At 71.5% G+C, this 15940-nt stretch carries 11 protein-coding genes; 1 reads left to right on the top strand and 10 read right to left on the bottom strand.

Features of this window, described 5'->3' with window-relative positions; translation table 11 throughout:
* Positions 1 to 2 precede the first annotated feature (2 nt).
* The 10 genes from JHE00_RS07260 to JHE00_RS07215 form a co-directional block, all read right to left on the bottom strand.
* On the bottom strand, positions 3 to 1193 hold the full coding sequence (locus JHE00_RS07260; protein WP_200316115.1) for a glycosyltransferase: 1191 nt from the start codon (positions 1191 to 1193) through the stop codon (positions 3 to 5).
* Positions 1190 to 3175 carry a heparinase II/III family protein gene (locus JHE00_RS07255; RefSeq protein ID WP_200316113.1) on the bottom strand — a complete coding sequence of 662 codons (1986 nt, stop codon included), beginning with the start codon at positions 3173 to 3175 and terminating at the stop codon, positions 1190 to 1192. Before JHE00_RS07255 ends, JHE00_RS07260 begins: the two co-directional genes overlap by 4 nt.
* Positions 3172 to 5340 (bottom strand): bi-domain-containing oxidoreductase, encoded by a 2169-nt coding sequence (locus JHE00_RS07250; protein ID WP_200316111.1) that lies wholly within the window; start codon positions 5338 to 5340, stop codon positions 3172 to 3174. The genes JHE00_RS07255 and JHE00_RS07250 overlap by 4 nt, the downstream gene beginning before the upstream one ends.
* Entirely contained in the window at positions 5337 to 7241 is a 1905-nt protein-coding gene (gene asnB / locus JHE00_RS07245; protein WP_200316109.1) for an asparagine synthase (glutamine-hydrolyzing), read from the bottom strand. The genes JHE00_RS07250 and asnB overlap by 4 nt, the downstream gene beginning before the upstream one ends.
* A 2-nt stretch (positions 7242 to 7243) precedes the next feature.
* Positions 7244 to 8833: a Wzz/FepE/Etk N-terminal domain-containing protein gene (locus JHE00_RS07240; protein WP_200316107.1), complete on the bottom strand. Its 1590-nt coding sequence runs from the start codon at positions 8831 to 8833 to the stop codon at positions 7244 to 7246.
* Positions 8830 to 10155 carry a GumC domain-containing protein gene (locus tag JHE00_RS07235; protein ID WP_200316105.1) on the bottom strand — a complete coding sequence of 442 codons (1326 nt, stop codon included), beginning with the start codon at positions 10153 to 10155 and terminating at the stop codon, positions 8830 to 8832. The genes JHE00_RS07240 and JHE00_RS07235 overlap by 4 nt, the downstream gene beginning before the upstream one ends.
* 140 nt (positions 10156 to 10295) lie before the next feature.
* Positions 10296 to 11492, bottom strand: coding sequence for a glycosyltransferase family 4 protein (locus JHE00_RS07230; RefSeq protein ID WP_200316104.1), 1197 nt, complete (start codon positions 11490 to 11492; stop codon positions 10296 to 10298).
* Positions 11473 to 12789, bottom strand: a complete 1317-nt coding sequence (locus tag JHE00_RS07225) for a nucleotide sugar dehydrogenase (protein ID WP_200316103.1) — start codon at positions 12787 to 12789, stop codon at positions 11473 to 11475. Before JHE00_RS07225 ends, JHE00_RS07230 begins: the two co-directional genes overlap by 20 nt.
* Before the next feature lie 195 nt (positions 12790 to 12984).
* Complete coding sequence (locus JHE00_RS07220; RefSeq protein ID WP_200316102.1) at positions 12985 to 13857, bottom strand: LLM class F420-dependent oxidoreductase; 873 nt, start codon at positions 13855 to 13857, stop codon at positions 12985 to 12987.
* A gap of 39 nt (positions 13858 to 13896) precedes the next feature.
* Positions 13897 to 14865, bottom strand: coding sequence for a YncE family protein (locus JHE00_RS07215; RefSeq protein ID WP_200316101.1), 969 nt, complete (start codon positions 14863 to 14865; stop codon positions 13897 to 13899).
* Positions 14866 to 15073: 208 nt separating this feature from the next.
* Between JHE00_RS07215 and htpX the strand changes: the two genes are divergently transcribed.
* Positions 15074 to 15940: a zinc metalloprotease HtpX gene (gene htpX, locus JHE00_RS07210; RefSeq protein WP_200316100.1), complete on the top strand. Its 867-nt coding sequence runs from the start codon at positions 15074 to 15076 to the stop codon at positions 15938 to 15940.

Genomic DNA, 15940 nt, shown 5'->3' with positions numbered 1-15940 from the left:
CCTCATGCCGGCTCGCGCGATCGCGCCGCGATCGCCGCCCGGTAGCCCTCGAGCAGGCCCGAGAGCCCGGCCGCGGGGGAGAAGTCCTGTTCGTAGCGGCGGCGCGCGGCCTCGCCCATGCTCGCGCTGTGCGTGACGATGCGGCGCAGGCCCTCGGCCAGCGACTCCGCATCGCCGGGCCGGTGCAGCAGGCCGCTCACGCCGTCGTCGACCAGCTCGGGGAACGCGCCGTGGCCCGCGGCCACCGACGGCACACCGGCCGCCATCGCCTCCACGACCACGAGCCCGAAGCCCTCCAGCCACTGCGACGGCGCCACGAGCGCGGCCGCCCTCGCCGTCAGCTCCGCGCACTCCTCGCGGGTGCGCAGGCCGAGGAAGCGCACGTCGTCGCGCTCGCGTGCCCACTCGGCCACCTCGGGCTCGAGCGGTCCCGAGCCCGCCACCACAAGCGGCAGGCCGAGGCCGCCTCTCGCGCGGAGCAGGTCCCACGCCGCCAGCAGCAGCGGCACGCCCTTCTCCTCGGTGAGCCGCCCGAGGTAGAGCACGTACTCGCCCTCACCGGTGCGGCGCAGGGCGGGCTCTTCGACGAAGTTGTACTTCACGGCCAGCCGCTCGCCCGGCATCCCGGCGTCGGCGAGCACGCGGCGCAGTGCCCAGGAGATGCAGAAGAACCGCGACACCCCCGACCACCAGCGACGCCGGTTGAGCGCGAGGCTCAGCGCGAGCGGTGCCGTCGCCAGCGGCGAGCCGCGGTAGCAGCCGTGCCGCACGGCGGGCAGCGGACTGCCGCCCACGCAGTCGGTGCAGACGCGGCCCTCGCGGTACAGCGTTCCCGGCGCGCACACCTGCTGGTAGTTGTGCAGCGTCGCCACACATGGCACCCCGGCGTCGGTGCACGCGGCCACCACCGAGGGGCTCAGCAACGGGAACGTGCTGTGGATGTGCACGACGTCGGGCCGGACCTCGCGCAGCCGGTCCGCCAGCTCCGTGCGCGCAGCCGGGTTCCACGGCACCAGCAGTGGCACGGACGCCTTGCGGGGCAACGACATCCCGGCGATGTCGTCGCTGCGGCGTTCGTGCACCAGTACCTCGTGGCCCGCCGAGGTGAGCAGCTCGGTCTCCTGGTCCACCACGCGGTCCTCGCCGCTCGGGTGCTCCGAGCGGTACCTGTTGTGCACCACGACGACTCTCATCGCGGCTCCCCGTCGAAGCGCAGGATCGTGGCCAGTCCGGTGGCGGGTTCGGTGGTGCCCGTGCCGAGCAGCGTGACCGCGGGCTCGCGCACGCCGAAGCCCGGTGAGTACCAGCCCAGCGGCGGGTTCGTCTCGCCGCGGTGGGCGGTCCACGTCAGCTCGGGTGGCAGCTCCAGCTCCGCCGTGCGCTCGCCGGAGTGGCCGTCCCAGTTCAGCCAGGCCGTGCTGCCGTCGAGTTCGACGGCGACGGCGGGTCCGAGGTGGAACGCGAGGTGGCACGGATGCCGCTCGGAGCCGAGCACCTCGTCGAACACCCGCAGCTCGTGGGCGTCGAGCTCGACGGAGCGCCGGTGCGTCGCCGGACTGTTGCCGCGCGTGTAGCCGTCGTGCTCGCCGCACCACCTGGCCACGCCCGTGCGCGGGGTGTGCACCACGAGCACCTGGCTGCTCGCGTGCCTGGTCCACAGGAACGGCCCGCCCGAGGTGGACTGGTCCCTGCCGTCGAGTTCGAGGGTGTTGTGGGCGAGCGTGGAGCGGAAATACGTTCGCCACTCTCCTTCGCCGTGGTAGCAGTACGTTCCGGGGTCGGCGAGGATGTCCACACCGTCGTGGCGGACCTCCAGCGACAGCGCGTCGGCGTGTGCGTGCGCGGCGATGGAGAGGAACCCGTGCGGGCCCCCGTCGCAGCGGCACCAGATCTCACCGTCGGGGCTCTCGCCGGGTGTGCGCAGGATCGTCATTCCCGCGTCGGCGAAGTGCGCGGGACGGCGGGCGGGGCGCTCGCCGGTCAGCTCCGGTGCGGCAGCGAGCGTGCCGACCAGCGCGGTGAAGACGTCGGCGTCGGCGATCTTGGGCCACCAGTCGAGCCTGCCGAACAGCACCTCGCCGGTGGTGAGCAGCGATGCCCAGCGGTCGCGGCCCTCGCCGTCGAGCACCAGGCCGTAGCCGTCGTCGGCGTCGCCCTGCCTCGGGGGCCGGAGCCTGCTGTCCACAATGGCCGCGAGCGCGTCGGTCATGCTTCGCAGCGTCCGCCACGTCGAGGGCGGCACGGCCAGCCCGGCGAGGCTGGCCTCCGTGGCGCCCGCGAGGCCCAGCTCCAGCACCAGCCCGTGGTACTCGGTGGCCAGTTCCCGGTTGAGTCCTGAGCCGAACGTGTTGCGCCGCAGCTGCTCGTCGAGCGAGCGCAGCGAGTCGGCCCGCCAGCGCGCCGACTCGGGGAACCAGCCGAACGCGCACGCGGCCGCCAGCCTGCCCGCGTCCTCGGCGAGCACGTGGTTGTTAGCCGACGAGCCCCTGCTGCGAAACGTCGCGAGCCAGCGCTGGTGCCAGTAGATCTGGTGCAGCGCGACGGGGTTGTGCTCGAACAACTCCGCCGCGCCCTGCCACCCGTCGAGCAGCCTGCGCACCCACACCCACGACAACAGGCGGATGCCGAGCTCGATGCCACTGACCCAGTGCACGCCGTACATCGGCGGATTCGCGGCCCACCACGACTTGAGGTGGTCGGCGACGCGCTCGGCGTAGCGGTCCCTGCCCGTGCACGCGTAGGCCGCGGCGAGCACGGTGAGGTGCTGGTGGCGCGACGGTTCCCAGAGCTGTTTGACGTCCCCGATCGCCTCCTCGTCGCGGTAGGGCACGTCGAAGGCGTAGGCGTCGGCCGGCGCGCGGCGGCCCGTCTTCGGGTCGAGCGACCAGTCGGGACACACCAGGTCGTCGCGGGTGAGGCCGAAGTAGTCCGCGTAACCGTCCATGATCCGCTCGGCGCTGTCGGCGAGCCGCCGGGCCGCCGGGACGGGCACCGAGGCCGTCGCCGCGGCGGGCAGGGTGGCGCTGAACCGGCGCTGTGGCAGCCACACGGTGGTGACCTGCGCCTGGAGCACCCGTCGCCAGCGACGCCTGCGCGCGGTGTCACCGACCCGGCTCACCAGCTCGGCCGGTCCCATCCGCGAGAGCCTGCGCAGGTACCAGCCCGCGCCCGTCATCCGCGTGGCTCGATCCGTACCGGGGCGCCCGTGGCCAGGCTCGTGTGCACGGCCAGCGTCGCGAGCGTCGTCGACACGAGCGAGCTCAGCGGCACCGGCATCGGCCCCGCCGTGCGCACGGCGTCGACGAACGCGGCCAGCTCCGCCTCCTGACCCTTGTCCCTGCCCTGCGGCAGTTTCGGGCTCGTCGAGCGTTTGCGGCCGAACAGCGACGCGCGCTGGAAGTCGTCGAAGCTCAGCACCTTGCCGTCGGCGGTGAGGTCGAGAGTCTCCTTCGGAAAGCTCGACGCACCCGAGGTGGTGTAGCCGATGGTGGCCGTCGAGCCGTCGGGGTAGCGCAGCAGGATCTGCAGGTCGGCCTGCCCCGGCGTGGCGCACGCGTAGACCGAGGCCGGGTCGGCGCCGAGCAGCCAGCTCACCGTGTCGATGAAGTGCCCGCCCTCGCCCGCGAAGCGCGAGCCCTCGGTGTCCTGCCGGGCGTACCAGCTGCCCTGGTCGAGCCTGCCCGCGTTGACGAGGTAGCGCACCGAGGCCGGTCCCACGCGGGTGCCGAAGCGGTTGCGCGCCTGGCGCAGCAGCGGCGCGAAGCGGCGGTTGAAGCCGACCTGCAAGCGGTCGTTGCCCGACTCGGCCACGGCCGCGAGCACCTTCTCCAGCTCGGCCTCGCTCAGTGCCAGTGGTTTCTCGACGAACACGGCCTTGCCCGCGAGCAGCGCGCGCCGCGTCAGCTCGGCGTGGGAGCTGTGCCGGGTCACCACGAACACGGCGTCGATCGACGGGTCGGCCAGCAGTGTCTCGATGTCGGTGCCCGCGTGCTCGAAGCCGAACCTGCGCTGCGCGTTGGCTCCCGACAGCGCCGAGGTGGTGGCCACGCGGTGCAGCTCCACGTCGGCGCGCTCGGCCAGGTGCGGCAGCAGCATCGACGACGCGTAGTTGCCCGCCCCGACGAATCCGGCGCGGATGCGGTTCTTCGGCGCCACGCGCGCGGGGGAGACGCGCGGGAGTGTCACCGACGTGACGGACTCGGGCGCGGGGTTGGCCGCGCCGGGGTAGCGGAACAACACGGCGACGGCGTCGAGCGCTCCTTCGGAGAGCCTGCGGTAGGTCTGCACGGCCACCGAGAAGTCGGCGACGTGCGACACCAGCGGTTCCACGTCGATCCGGCGGCGGGCGAGCAGGTCGACGAAGCACTCCAGGTTGCGGCGCTCGGTCCAGCGCACGTAGCCGATGGGGTAGTCGCGGCCCTCCAGCTCGTAGCCGGGGTCGTAGCGGCCCGGTCCGTACGAGCGCGAGAAGCGGACGTCGAGTTCCTTCTCGTAGTAGGCGTTCCACGGCAGGTTGAGACTGCACTTGCCGATGTCCACCACCGTGGCGCGGTCGCGCGCGAGCCTGGCCGCCAGCTCCACCGGCTCGTTGCTGCTGCCGCCCGCGGCCAGGTACACCTGGTCGACACCGTGGCCCGAGGTCAGCTCGGCGATGGCGTTCTCCACCACGTCCGAACCCGGCTCACCGCACACGAGCGCGCCCAGCCGTTCGGCGAGCCCGCAGCGGGCGGGTGCGGGATCGACTCCCACCACGCGCACGCCCGAGGCGGTCAGCAGCTGCACCACGAGCTGCCCGATGAGCCCGAGTCCGATCACCAGCGCGACGTCGCCGAGCCGCGGCTCGCCCCTGCGCACGCCCTGCAGCGCGATGGAGCCGACGGTGCCGAACGCGGCGTGCCGGGGCTCGACTCCCTCCGGCACGCGGCTGTAGAGGTTCTTCGGTACCCAGTTCAGCTCCGAGTGCAGCGCGTGCTCGTTGCCGGCGCACGCGACGACGTCGCCCACCGCCACGTCGTCGACCCCGGCGCCGACCTCCTCGACCACGCCGCAGAGCGAGTAGCCCAGCGGCGTGTAGGAGTCGAGCTTGGTCGTCACCTTGCGGTAGGTCGCCGAGACGCCGTTGGCGGCGACGCTCTGCATCACCTTGGCCACCTGGTCCGGTCGTGCCTTCGCCTTGCCCAGCAACGACATCCCTGCCTCGGAGACCTTCATCAGCTCGGTGCCGGTGGAGATCAGCGAGTACGCCGTGCGCACGAGGACGCCGCCCGGTTTGCAGGCGGGGGCTGGCACGTCCAGCAGTGCCAGTTCCCCGCTCTTGTAGTTCTGCACGACCTGCTTCACGAAGACGCTCCTTCTGTGGCTCCGCGATACCAGTACTCGAGGGTCAAGATGTGCCAGAGGTGCTTCGCGCGGTCCTGCGCTCCCGCGGCGTCCTCGGCGACGAGCCGCCGCAGCGCGTCCCGGTTCAGCAGCCCGGAGCGCACGAGCACGCCGTCGTTCACGACCTCCCGCACCAGCGGCGCGAGGTCGCGGCTCATCCACGCGCGCAGCGGTGCGCTGAACAGGCCCTTGGGCCGGTACACGATCTCGGGCGGCAGGATCGACTCCGCGGCCTCCTTCAGCGCGACCTTGCCCTGGCGGCCCCGGATCTTGTCGCGGCCCGCGACGGCGAACGCGGCCTCCACCACCTCGACGTCCACGAACGGCGTGCGGACCTCGGTGGAGGCGGCCATGCTCGACCGGTCGGTGTAGGTGAGGTTGAGTCCCGGCAGGAACAGCCGCGCGTCGGCGAGGCACATGCGGTTGACGAAGTCGCCGAGCGCGTTGTCGCGGTAGGTGTCGGCGTGCTCGGTGAGCACCTCGTCCACGGCGGGAGCCAGGTCGGGGTTGACCAGGTCGAGCAGCTCGGCGCGGTCGTACATCGTGTAGCTGCGCCGAAACGCCGTCTCCTCGTCCAGTTCGGCGAAGGACAGGAACCGCTTGGCGAAGCGCACCGAGCGCAGTCCGCGCTTCGCCGTCGCCACCGGCAGCCGGTCCACAACGGACCGGATCGGCGCGCGCACCGCGCCGGGGACGCGCTGGTAGCGCAGGGCGAGCAGGTTGGCGAGGTGCTTGCGGTAGCCGGCGAACAGCTCGTCGGCGCCCATCCCGGACAGCAGCACCTTCACGCCGGCGTCGCGCGCGGCCGTGCAGATCAGGTAGGTGTTGATGGCCGCGGGATCGCCGATCGGCTCGTCGAGGTGGTAGGTCATGCGCGGCAGCAGTTCCAGCACGCGGGGCGCGATCTCGATCTCGTGCAGGTCCACGCCGAAGCGCCGCGCCACCTGCCGTGCGTAGCGCAGGTCGTCGGGCATGGCCTCGAACTTCGCGTCCTCGGCGCGGAAACCGATGGTGTAGGCCGAGATCCCCGGCCGTTGTCTCGCCGCGAGCGCGGTCAGGTAGCTGGAGTCGAGCCCGCCGGAGAGGAACGTCGCGACCGGAACGTCGGAGAGCAGGTGCTTGCGGGTGGAGTCCGCCACCACGTCGGCCAGGTCGGGCTCGGGCGCGTGCTGGGCGCGTTCGGCGACCTCGCGGATCGAGTAGTAGCGCCCCCGCGCCACGCTGCCGTCGGGCCCGCACCGCAGCCAGGTGCCGGGCGGCAGCTTCTCGGCCTCGCGGTAGGCGCACCTGCCGTCGGGCACCCAGTAGTAGAGCAGCGACGCCACGAGCGAGGTCTCGTCCACCTCCAGCGAGCCGCCCAGCTCCGTCGCCAGCGCCTTGAGCTCGGAGGAGAACACCACGCCGCCGCCCCTGCGCACCAGGAACAGCGGCTTGATGCCCAGCTGGTCGCGCACCAGCACCAGCTCGCCGGTCCGCTCGTCGAACACGCCGAACGCGAACATGCCGCGCAGGCGGGGCAGGCAGTCGACGCCCCAGCGCCGCCACGCCTGCAGCACCACCTCGGTGTCGGACGTGCCGCGGAAACCCACGCCCGCACGTCGCAGCTCGGCCCGCAGCTCGGGCGCGTTGTAGAGCTCGCCGTTGTAGGTCAGCGCGAGACCGTCGAGCACCATCGGCTGCGCACCGGTCTCGGAGAGGTCCACGATCGAGAGCCTGCGGTGGCCCAGCTGTACCTCGCCGTCGCCCGCCGCGCCCGTGTACCGGCCGGAGCCGTCGGGGCCGCGGTGCGCGAGCCGCTTGGTGAGGCGGTCGGTGAGCGGGCCGCCGTCCGGCCAGTGGTAGGTCCCCGCGATGCCGCACATGGCTACCGAACCTCCACGTCGGTCTGGCGCACCGGGGCGAACCGCGTGGTCGGCAGGTCCTCGGTGTGGTTCAGGCCGTTCTCGGGCCGTACCGGGGCGAACACCTCGGTCGCCTGGTCGCTCGCGGGCTGTTCCTCGCGCGCTGAGGGCAGTTGCCTGCCCGCGCGGCCGCGCAGTGCGGTGTGCAGGCCGTCCCACAGCGTGCCGTCGGAGCGGTCCTTCGGGTCCGGCTCGACGAGCACCACTCCGATGATCGGGATCCCCGCGTCGGCGAGCTGCCTGGCCACGGTGTGCAGCCAGAGCGTGCTGGCGTGGCCTGCCCGCACCACGAGCACGGTCTCCGTGCCGAGCCTGCCGAGGTCGGTCCAGGCCGTGCCCGGCGAGACGGAGCCGACACCGATGTGCTGCTCCTCCGGCCACACGGGCAGCGGGAGGCTGTCCGCCTCGACGATCCGGATGGGCCGCTCCGCCGCATCGGCGAGCCTGCCGAGGCGTCTGCCGGGCAGATCGTCGACCAGCACCACCTTGCCGTCGATGGCCAGTTCCTCGGCCAGGTTCAGCGCCAGTTCGGCCGCGGCCTCGGGACAGCCGAGCTCCAGCACCGACACCGCCGTGCCGTCCTCCCGAACGAGCCGCGCGAGCGTGACGGCCACGCGCCTGCGCTCCCGCAGCGTGCGCGAGCGCCGCCACAGCCTCGCCACACCCCGGCCGGGCAGCGGCAGCTGCGCGATCACCGACGCGCCGAGGTCGGCGGAGATCTCCCTGCGCAGCACCGGCCGGTCGCGCACGACGCTGAACACCGCCGTCAGGCCGAGGCCGACCGCGAGCCCGAGCGCGAGACCGATCACCGCGTTGGTGCCCGCCGTGGTGAGCAGTGAGCCGGGCACCGGCTGGGCGGCGTCCACGACCTGCGTGCCCGCGACGACGCCGGGCGTGCCCAGCCTGGCCTGCTCGGCCTGGTCGTTGAGGTCGGAGATCTTCGACTCCAGCTCCGCGCGCCGTGCGTAGAGGTTCTCCAGCTGCGGCGCCGAGGCCGACGCGCCGCCGAGCGAGAGGTCGGTGATCGTGCCGTTCACCGCGTCGAGGTCGCTCTGCGCGCGGTCGCGCTGGTCGACCAGGCCCTGCGCCTCGGCGTCGGCCGCGGTCTGCAGCCTGGCGCGGTAATCGGCGATGAACGTGTCGGCCAGCGCCTGTGCCTTCGCCACCGCCTCGCCGTCGCTGGGCGCGCCGACGCTGATCTCCATGATGTTGTTGGTGAGCGGCGTGCCCTGGTAGGTCTTCAGGAACTCCTCCGGCGACTCGTCGGAGCCGAGCCGCTGCAGCGTCGCCGTCGCGACCCGCGTGGTCTGCAGCAGCGCCACATCGGTCGCCACGAGCGTGCCGCTGTCCGAGGGCGTGTCGCCCTCGTGCACCACCAGCACCCTGGTCACCGCCGTGGGCGGCGAGGGCATGAGCACCGCAAGCAGTGCGCCGCACACCAGGCCGAGCAGTCCCAGCGACAGCCACAGCCGCTTGCGTCTGCGGATCGTCATCCCCAGCCGCTGCAGGTCGAGCAGCGGCTGGGCCGGTTCGGTGTTCTCGGTCGCGGTCACGCTGAACCTGCCATCGCGTCGTCGGTGGTGGCCTCGCGCTGAGCCCGGGCGCGGTAGGTGACCACCGCGCCCACCACGCGGTGGCCCGCGTCGGCGCACGCCTCGGCGATGCCGACCAGCTCCCAGCCCGTCCTGCTGCCCGCGGTGAGCATCACGAGCACGCCGTCGGCCTCGCTCGGGTCCGGCACCGTCGGCCTGCCCGCAGAGACGTCGACGACGCGCACCGTCGCGCGCGGGCCGCCCGGCCCCCGCTCGGCGGTGGTGACGAGCCGCGCGGCGGCCGCCTGCGCGCCGGCGTCGTCGTCGGCGGCGAGCACCAGCACACGCTCGTGCTCCGGCAGCTTCGCGAGGATGCGCCTGACCCGGAGGTTGCGGCTCTGTTCGTCGCCGGTGAGCAGCACGGGCGCGAGGTCGAGCGGCTGGTCGTCCCACACCAGCCCGCGCAGCCGCGTCCAGCCCGTGGCGTCCCGGTGGGTCGCGGTGCCAACGGGCTCGTCGAGCATGCCCAGCACCGGTGCGCCGAGCGCGCCCGCGATGTCGTCCTCGGTGCGCAGGCGCTTGTCGGAGCGGATCGCGAGCAGCTGCCCGAAGACCCCGAGCAGCAGGAACACGAGCACACCACCGCCGATGAACTGCGGCATCGTGGGGCTCGCCAGGCTGACCGGCACGGGCGCGGGTCCCATCACCACCATGTTCGAGCGGCTCGTGGTCTGCTCGGACTCGTTGAGCGAGGTGACGGCCTCGGCGAGCGAGGTCCGCAGCGCCTCGAGGTTCGTGCGCATCTGCACGCTCTCGACGGTGAGATCGGCCGCGGCGGCGTGCAGTTCGGTGATGCTCCGGTTGGTCTCGTCCACCTGCCTGCGCAGCGCCTCCTGCTGCTCGCGCATGGCCCTGCCCGCCGCGTCGGGCGAGTTGCTCGCCAACTGGCTGGAGTAGCGGACGAACTCCTCGGCGACGGTGTCGGCGAGGCGTGCCGCGTACGCGGGATCCTCGCTGCTGCCGGTGATCCGGATGACGCCGCCATCCACCACCTCGGCCGAGACCGAGTCGCGCAGCTCGCTCGCCTGGCCCTCCCTGCCGAGCGCGACGGCGGAGCGGTCGAGCACCGCCGAGCTCATCGCCACCTGTTCCTGGGTCAGCAGCTCGTTCTCCTCGCGCGGGCCCTGCAGCAGCACGCTCGTGGTGGTCTCGTAGCCGGGGGAGAACACGAGTGACGCGCCGGCCCCGACGAGCCCGCCGAGCACGGCGAGCACCGCCAGCTGCCGCCAGCGCCTGCGCAGCACCTGACCGACCATCGACAACCGCACCGGTTCGTCACTCAATTCCGGAGCCTCCCCTCTCGCCAGTCGAGTGTCGTTTCGGACTGGTATTCACCCACCGAGTCGCCGCGATTAGGTCATTGGTTACAACCGGCACTCCAGTCTTGTTCAAAACGCGACCTCGGAATTCGCTCGAAAATGATCTATTCCATCGCGGCGGCATAGGCGGCGAGCAGAGCCTCGGCCGAGTTCCGCCACGAGAGCGGACCGTTGACGCGCGTGCGACCGAGTTCGCCCATGCGCTTGCGCTCGGCGGGATCGTCGAGCAGCCTCGCGGTGAGCTTCGCGAACTCGCGGACGTCGTTGGCGGGCGCGTACACCGCGGCATCGCCTGCCGAGACCCGGGCTTCGGTGAGGTCGAACGAGACGATGGGCTTGCCCACGGCCATGTACTCCATGACCTTGTTCATGGTGGACACGTCGTTGAGCGGGTTCAGCGGGTCCGGCGAGAGGCACACCTCGGCGGTGGAGAGATAACGAACAAGGTCGGCATCCGGAATGCGGCCCGTGAACTGCACCTGTTCGGCGAGGCCGAGTTCGTGCGAGAGCGCCACCATCGCGTCGAACGTGTCGCCCGCGCCGACGAACACCGCGTGCCAGTCGGTGCGGCCCAGGTCGTCGCGCAGCGAGGCCAGCGCCCGCAACGCGTAGTCGACGCCGTCCTGCGGGCCCATCACACCGAGGTAGCAGAGCAGGTGCGGCTTGCCGCGCTTGAGCTCCGGCTCGGCCGGCACCTGCTGGAACCGCTCGACCGCGGGCGCGCTGCGCACCACGAACACGTCCGATTGAGACTTGCGGCCCCTGGTGAGCGCCACGTCGCGGTAGCTCTCGTTGGTGGCCAGCACGACGTCGGCGGCGCGGTAGGTCGCCCGCTCCAGCGCGCACACGCCGCGGTAGAGCAGGTCCTCGCCCCGGTCGAACCGGGACAGGTACAGCTCGGGCACCAGGTCGTGCTGGTCGAACACGAACCGCGCGCCGCGCAGCTTGAGCAGGCGCGCCACGAGGAACAGCAGGTCCGGCGGGTTGCACGCGTGCACGACGTCGATCCGGCCGCCCCTGGCGACGCGCCGGGCGAGCCGGAGCGTGTGCCACAGTGCCGATCCGTACTCCAGCACGTAGCCGGCAGGCCCGCCGGTGGCCGCCCGCAGCGGGTAGCGGTGGACGTGCACGTCGTCGACGACCGTTTCGCGCTCGGTGTCGCGTTTCATCCCTTGTGGACAGATGACGTGCACCTCCCAGCCCGCGTCGCGCAGCGTGGTGCACTCCTGCCACACCCGCCGGTCGAACGGAACGGAGAGGTTCTCGACGAGGATCAGCGCTCTACCAGGCAAGACCGACATACCCCTCTTCGGCTCGTCGCGTATCGGCATCGGGCACGCGGACCAGATCGATGAGCACGTGCCGCTCGTCGTGCGGCAACGCGGCCACCACCGCCGCGTCGGTGCTGCCGACCAGGTACACCTCGGCGTGCTCGAGTACTTCGTCGACGGACGCGGCGAGCAGCTGCCCCAGGTGCGGCAGCCTGCTCTCGATGTACTCGCGGTTGGCGCCGAGCAGCCGGGACAGGCTCACGTTGGCGTCGTAGATCTTGAGGTCGTAGCCCTTGCCGAGCAGCCGCTCCGCGAGCTCGACCAGCGGGCTCTCGCGCAGGTCGTCGGTGCCGGGTTTGAACGAGAGTCCGAACAGGCCGACCCGGCGCTTTCCCGTGCGCACCACCAGTTCCACCGCACGGCGCAGGTGCTCCTCGTTGGAGGGCAGCACGTGCGACAGGATCGGCACCGACACGTCGGCGCGGTGCGCTGCGTGGACCAGACCGCGCAGGTCCTTGGGCAGGCACGAGCCGCCGAACGCGAACCCGGGCCGCAGGTAGGCGGGGCTGACGTTGAGCTTGCGGTCGGCCAGGAAGACGTCCATCACGCGGTGCGAGTCGAGCCCGAGCGCCCTGCAGATCGCGCCGAGCTCGTTGGCGAAGCCGATCTTGAGCCCGTGGAAGGCGTTGTCGGCGTACTTCGTCATCTCGGCGACCGGCACCGGGACGCGGAACACGTCGCCGGGCAGGCCTTCGTAGAGCTCGGCCACGGCGTCGCCGCTGGCGGTGTCGATCTCGCCGATCACGGTCTTCGGCGGGTCGAAGAAGTCCTTGACGCTGCTGCCTTCGCGCAGGAACTCGGGGTTCACGGCCACGCCGAAGTCGACACCGGCCGTGCGGCCCGATGCCTTCTCGAGGATGGGCACCAGCAGTTCGAGGCACGTGCCAGGCAGCATCGTGCTGCGAAAGACCACGGTGTGCCGCGTGCCCTTGCGGGCCAGTGCCTCGCCGATCTCCTCGGTGACGCGCTCGAGGAACGCGGTCGAGAGGCTGCCGTTCGAGGCGGACGGCGTGCCCACGCAGATCAGGGAGATCTCGCTGTTCGCGATCGCGTCGGCGACGTCGGTGGTGGCGCGCAGCGCGCCGGAGGCCACGACCTCCGCGGTCAGCTCACCGATCCGGTCCTCGACTACCGGCGCCTTTCCGTTGCGGACGAGCTCGATCTTGGTCGGGTTCACATCGACGCCGATGACCTGGTTTCCGCGGCCTGCGAGGCACGCGGCGGACACACAGCCCACGTAGCCGAGCCCGAAGACACTGATCTTCATGTGGCTCTCCTCCCGCGACCGCCCCGGCGGTCACGACTCTCCTGCTGATTCGCTGGGAGAGTGGAGGTCGTTACGCGCTTTTACCGACTGGTGACATCTGCGGGGCCAGGTAAAAAAGAATCGGGCGAGTGCGCTTGTCGGTGAACAACGCACTCGCCCGATCAATGGTGATCAGTCCGTAGTGGACTGACAGTTCTACAATTCCGCGACGGCGGGAATGATCTCCTTGCGGAAAACGTCGATCAACGCCGGGTCCGGGACACCGGGAACCATGCCGATGACGTCGTCGATGCCCTGCGCCGCCAGCCCGCGCAGCTGGCCGATCAGCTCGCCGGCCTTCTCGCCCTGCTTGCCCGCGTCGAGCACCAGGTACGACGTCTTGGTGATGTCGTCGTAGTCGCGGCCCTCGGCCTCGCAGTGCTCGCGCAGCACCTTGAGCTTGCGCTCCAGCTCGGGCCCGGCGAAGAGGTTGCACAGCTGGGCGTAGCGGGCCACCAGCCGCAGGGTCTTCTTCTCCCCGCCACCGCCGATCATGATGGGCGGGTGCGGCGACGACAGCGCCTGCGGCACGTTGAGCAGCCGCTCGGCGCTCACGTGCGTGCCCTCGAACGGGCCGTCGCCGGGCGCCCACATGTCGAGGCAGTACCGCAGGTTGTCCTCGAGCTGTTCGAAGCGTTCCTTGAGCGGCGGGAAGCGGAAGCCGAGCCCGCGTGACTCCTCCTCGTTCCAGCCCGCGCCGATTCCGAGGATCGCGCGCCCGCCCGAGAGCACGTCGAGCGTGGTCACGCTCTTCGCGAGCAGCCCGGGATGGCGGTAGAAGGCGCCCGTGACCACGGTGAGCAGCTTGGCGTTGCTGGTGTGCGCGGCGAGGTAGCCGAGCGTCGTGTAGGCCTCGAGCATGTCGTTCTCGCTGGGCCCGACGCCGTCGATCTGGAAGAAGTGGTCCATCACGGCGAGGTAGGCGAAGCCCGCCTCGTCGGCCGCGTGGGCGAGTTCGCCGAGTTCGGAGCCGAGCTTCGTCGGTCCGTTCGGCCACGTGAAGTCGGGAATTTGCAGTCCGAGTCGCATGTCTTCGACGGTAGCCCCGGACCAACTCCAGGTCGGTACTCAGAAATCGCGCACCAGGTGGACGGCGTCGTGCACCGGGTCTGCCGCGTAGACCACACGCGTGCGCTGGTCCACGGCCACCGCGCCGGGGTTGATGCCGAGGCCCAGCTCGCCCGACGGCTCGCCGCGCGCGCCGTCGATGCGCAGCAGCCCGTTGGCGCCGCCGTTGACGTAGACGGTCCTGGTGCCCTGGTGCACGGCCACCGACGAGGCCGCGCTGCCCAGCAGAATCGTCGCGGTCTCCTTCCTCGTCGCGCCGTCGATGACCGAGAGGTGGTGGATGCCCGCGTTGGCGGTGTAGATCGTGTCGCTCGCGCCGTGCACGGCCACGCCCTTCGGCGACTTGCCGACCGCGATCGAGCCGACGAACTCCTGCGTGGCCAGGTCGAGCACCTCGACTCGCGTGGCGCCGATGCTCGTGCAGTAGGCCAGCCGCCGCCCGCTGTCCACTGCCACGCCCGCGAGCGCGTCCGACTCACCCGGCACGAGCCCGGCGAAGGACCCGGAGGCTCCGTCGAGCACGGCGACGGAGCCGGTGGCGTCACTGCCCACGTACACGGTGTCGGTCTCGGAGTCCACGTCGATCGGCCCCGAGCCGGGCCCCGCCGCGATCGTGGACGACACGGTGCCGGTGGCCTCCTCCAGCACGGCGACCGTGCCTGCCAGGCTGCTGCTGACGTAGGCGCGCCCGGTCACCGGGTTCACGGCGATGCCGGTGACGGTCCCGCCGACCTCCACCACGGTTCGCACGGAGCCGGACCGGTCGAGCAGCCACACCGTGCCGTCGTCCTCGCAGCCGACGTAGACAGTGCCGGTGAGGGAGTTCACAGCGAGGCTCGAGGGCGAGGAACCCACGCCGATCCGGGTGACCTGTGTCGCTCTCGCGCTGCCGGTGGGGAGCGCGACCGCCAGCGCGGCGGCTGCGGCTGTCCCGAGCGCCGTCCGGCGCGTCCACCTCGGATCGGCCACGATGACCTCCTGTTTTTCCTCCACATTTCTGCGCTGTTGTTGGTGGGACCGTAGCCTGGGATCGGGTGCCGTGTCGGGCGAATCGGTATTCCGCCTGGTGCTTCGCCCCTGCCGAGTGACGTTCACCAGGAACTTCGGGGCTATCGACCGCGTTCGATCTAGTGAGCCGGCGCGCCAGCGGCCGGCACTCGAGAGGAGGCGTGAGCACGTGCACAAGCACCGCAACGGGCTGAAGACGGCGCTGCTGCTCGGCCTGCTGAGTGCCATCATCATCGGGATCAGCGGGATCTTCGGCCGCGGAGCTCTGTTCATCGGGCTCGCGATCGCCCTCGGCATGAACGCCTACGCGTACTTCCAGTCCGACAAGCTCGCGCTGCGCGCCATGCGCGCGCGGCCGGTGTCGGAGGCCGAGCAGCCCGCGATGTACCGGATCGTGCGCGAGCTAGCCACGCAGGCGCGCCAGCCCATGCCCAGGCTCTACATCAGTCCCACCCAGGCGCCCAACGCCTTCGCGACGGGCCGCAACCCGCGCAACGCGGCGGTGTGCTGCACCACCGGAATCCTGGAACTGCTCGACGAGCGCGAGCTGCGCGCCGTGCTCGGCCACGAGCTGTCGCACGTCTACAACCGCGACATCCTCATCTCCTGCGTCGCCGGCGCGCTGGCCAGCGTGGTGAGCGTCCTGGCCAACCTGGCGATGTTCGCCGGCATGTTCGGCGGCAACAACCGCGGCGGGGTCAACCCGCTGGTGTCGCTGCTGCTGATCTTCCTCGGCCCCATCGCCGCCGGCATCATCAAGATGAGCGTCAGCCGCTCCCGCGAGTACCAGGCCGACGCCTCGGGTGCGGAGCTCACCGGCGACCCGCTCGCGCTCGCCTCGGCGCTGCGCAAGCTGCAGCGCGGCACCGCCTCGCTCCCGCTCGCTCCCGAGCCCAAGGTCGTCTCGCAGTCGCACCTGATGATCGCCAACCCGTTCCGGTCGGGCGAGAAGCTCTCGAACCTGTTCTCGACCCACCCACCGATCGAGGACCGGGTGCGCAGGCTCGAGGAGATGGCCCGCAGGCAGCAGTACTGA

It is taken from the genome of Prauserella cavernicola (assembly GCF_016595675.1).
GTDB classification, from domain to species: Bacteria; Actinomycetota; Actinomycetes; order Mycobacteriales; family Pseudonocardiaceae; genus Prauserella_A; species Prauserella_A cavernicola.
This window is presented reverse-complemented; position numbering and strand designations above follow the sequence as displayed.

Excerpts from the sequence above, each read along its gene's own strand:
- JHE00_RS07260 (WP_200316115.1), bottom strand. The coding sequence starts at position 1,193 with ATGAGAGTCGTCGTGGTGCACAACAGGTACCGCTCGGAGCACCCGAGC.
- JHE00_RS07255 (WP_200316113.1), bottom strand. The coding sequence starts at position 3,175 with ATGACGGGCGCGGGCTGGTACCTGCGCAGGCTCTCGCGGATGGGACCG.
- asnB (WP_200316109.1), bottom strand. The coding sequence starts at position 7,241 with ATGTGCGGCATCGCGGGGACCTACCACTGGCCGGACGGCGGCCCGCTC.
- JHE00_RS07230 (WP_200316104.1), bottom strand. The coding sequence starts at position 11,492 with ATGTCGGTCTTGCCTGGTAGAGCGCTGATCCTCGTCGAGAACCTCTCC.
- JHE00_RS07225 (WP_200316103.1), bottom strand. The coding sequence starts at position 12,789 with ATGAAGATCAGTGTCTTCGGGCTCGGCTACGTGGGCTGTGTGTCCGCC.
- JHE00_RS07220 (WP_200316102.1), bottom strand. The coding sequence starts at position 13,857 with ATGCGACTCGGACTGCAAATTCCCGACTTCACGTGGCCGAACGGACCG.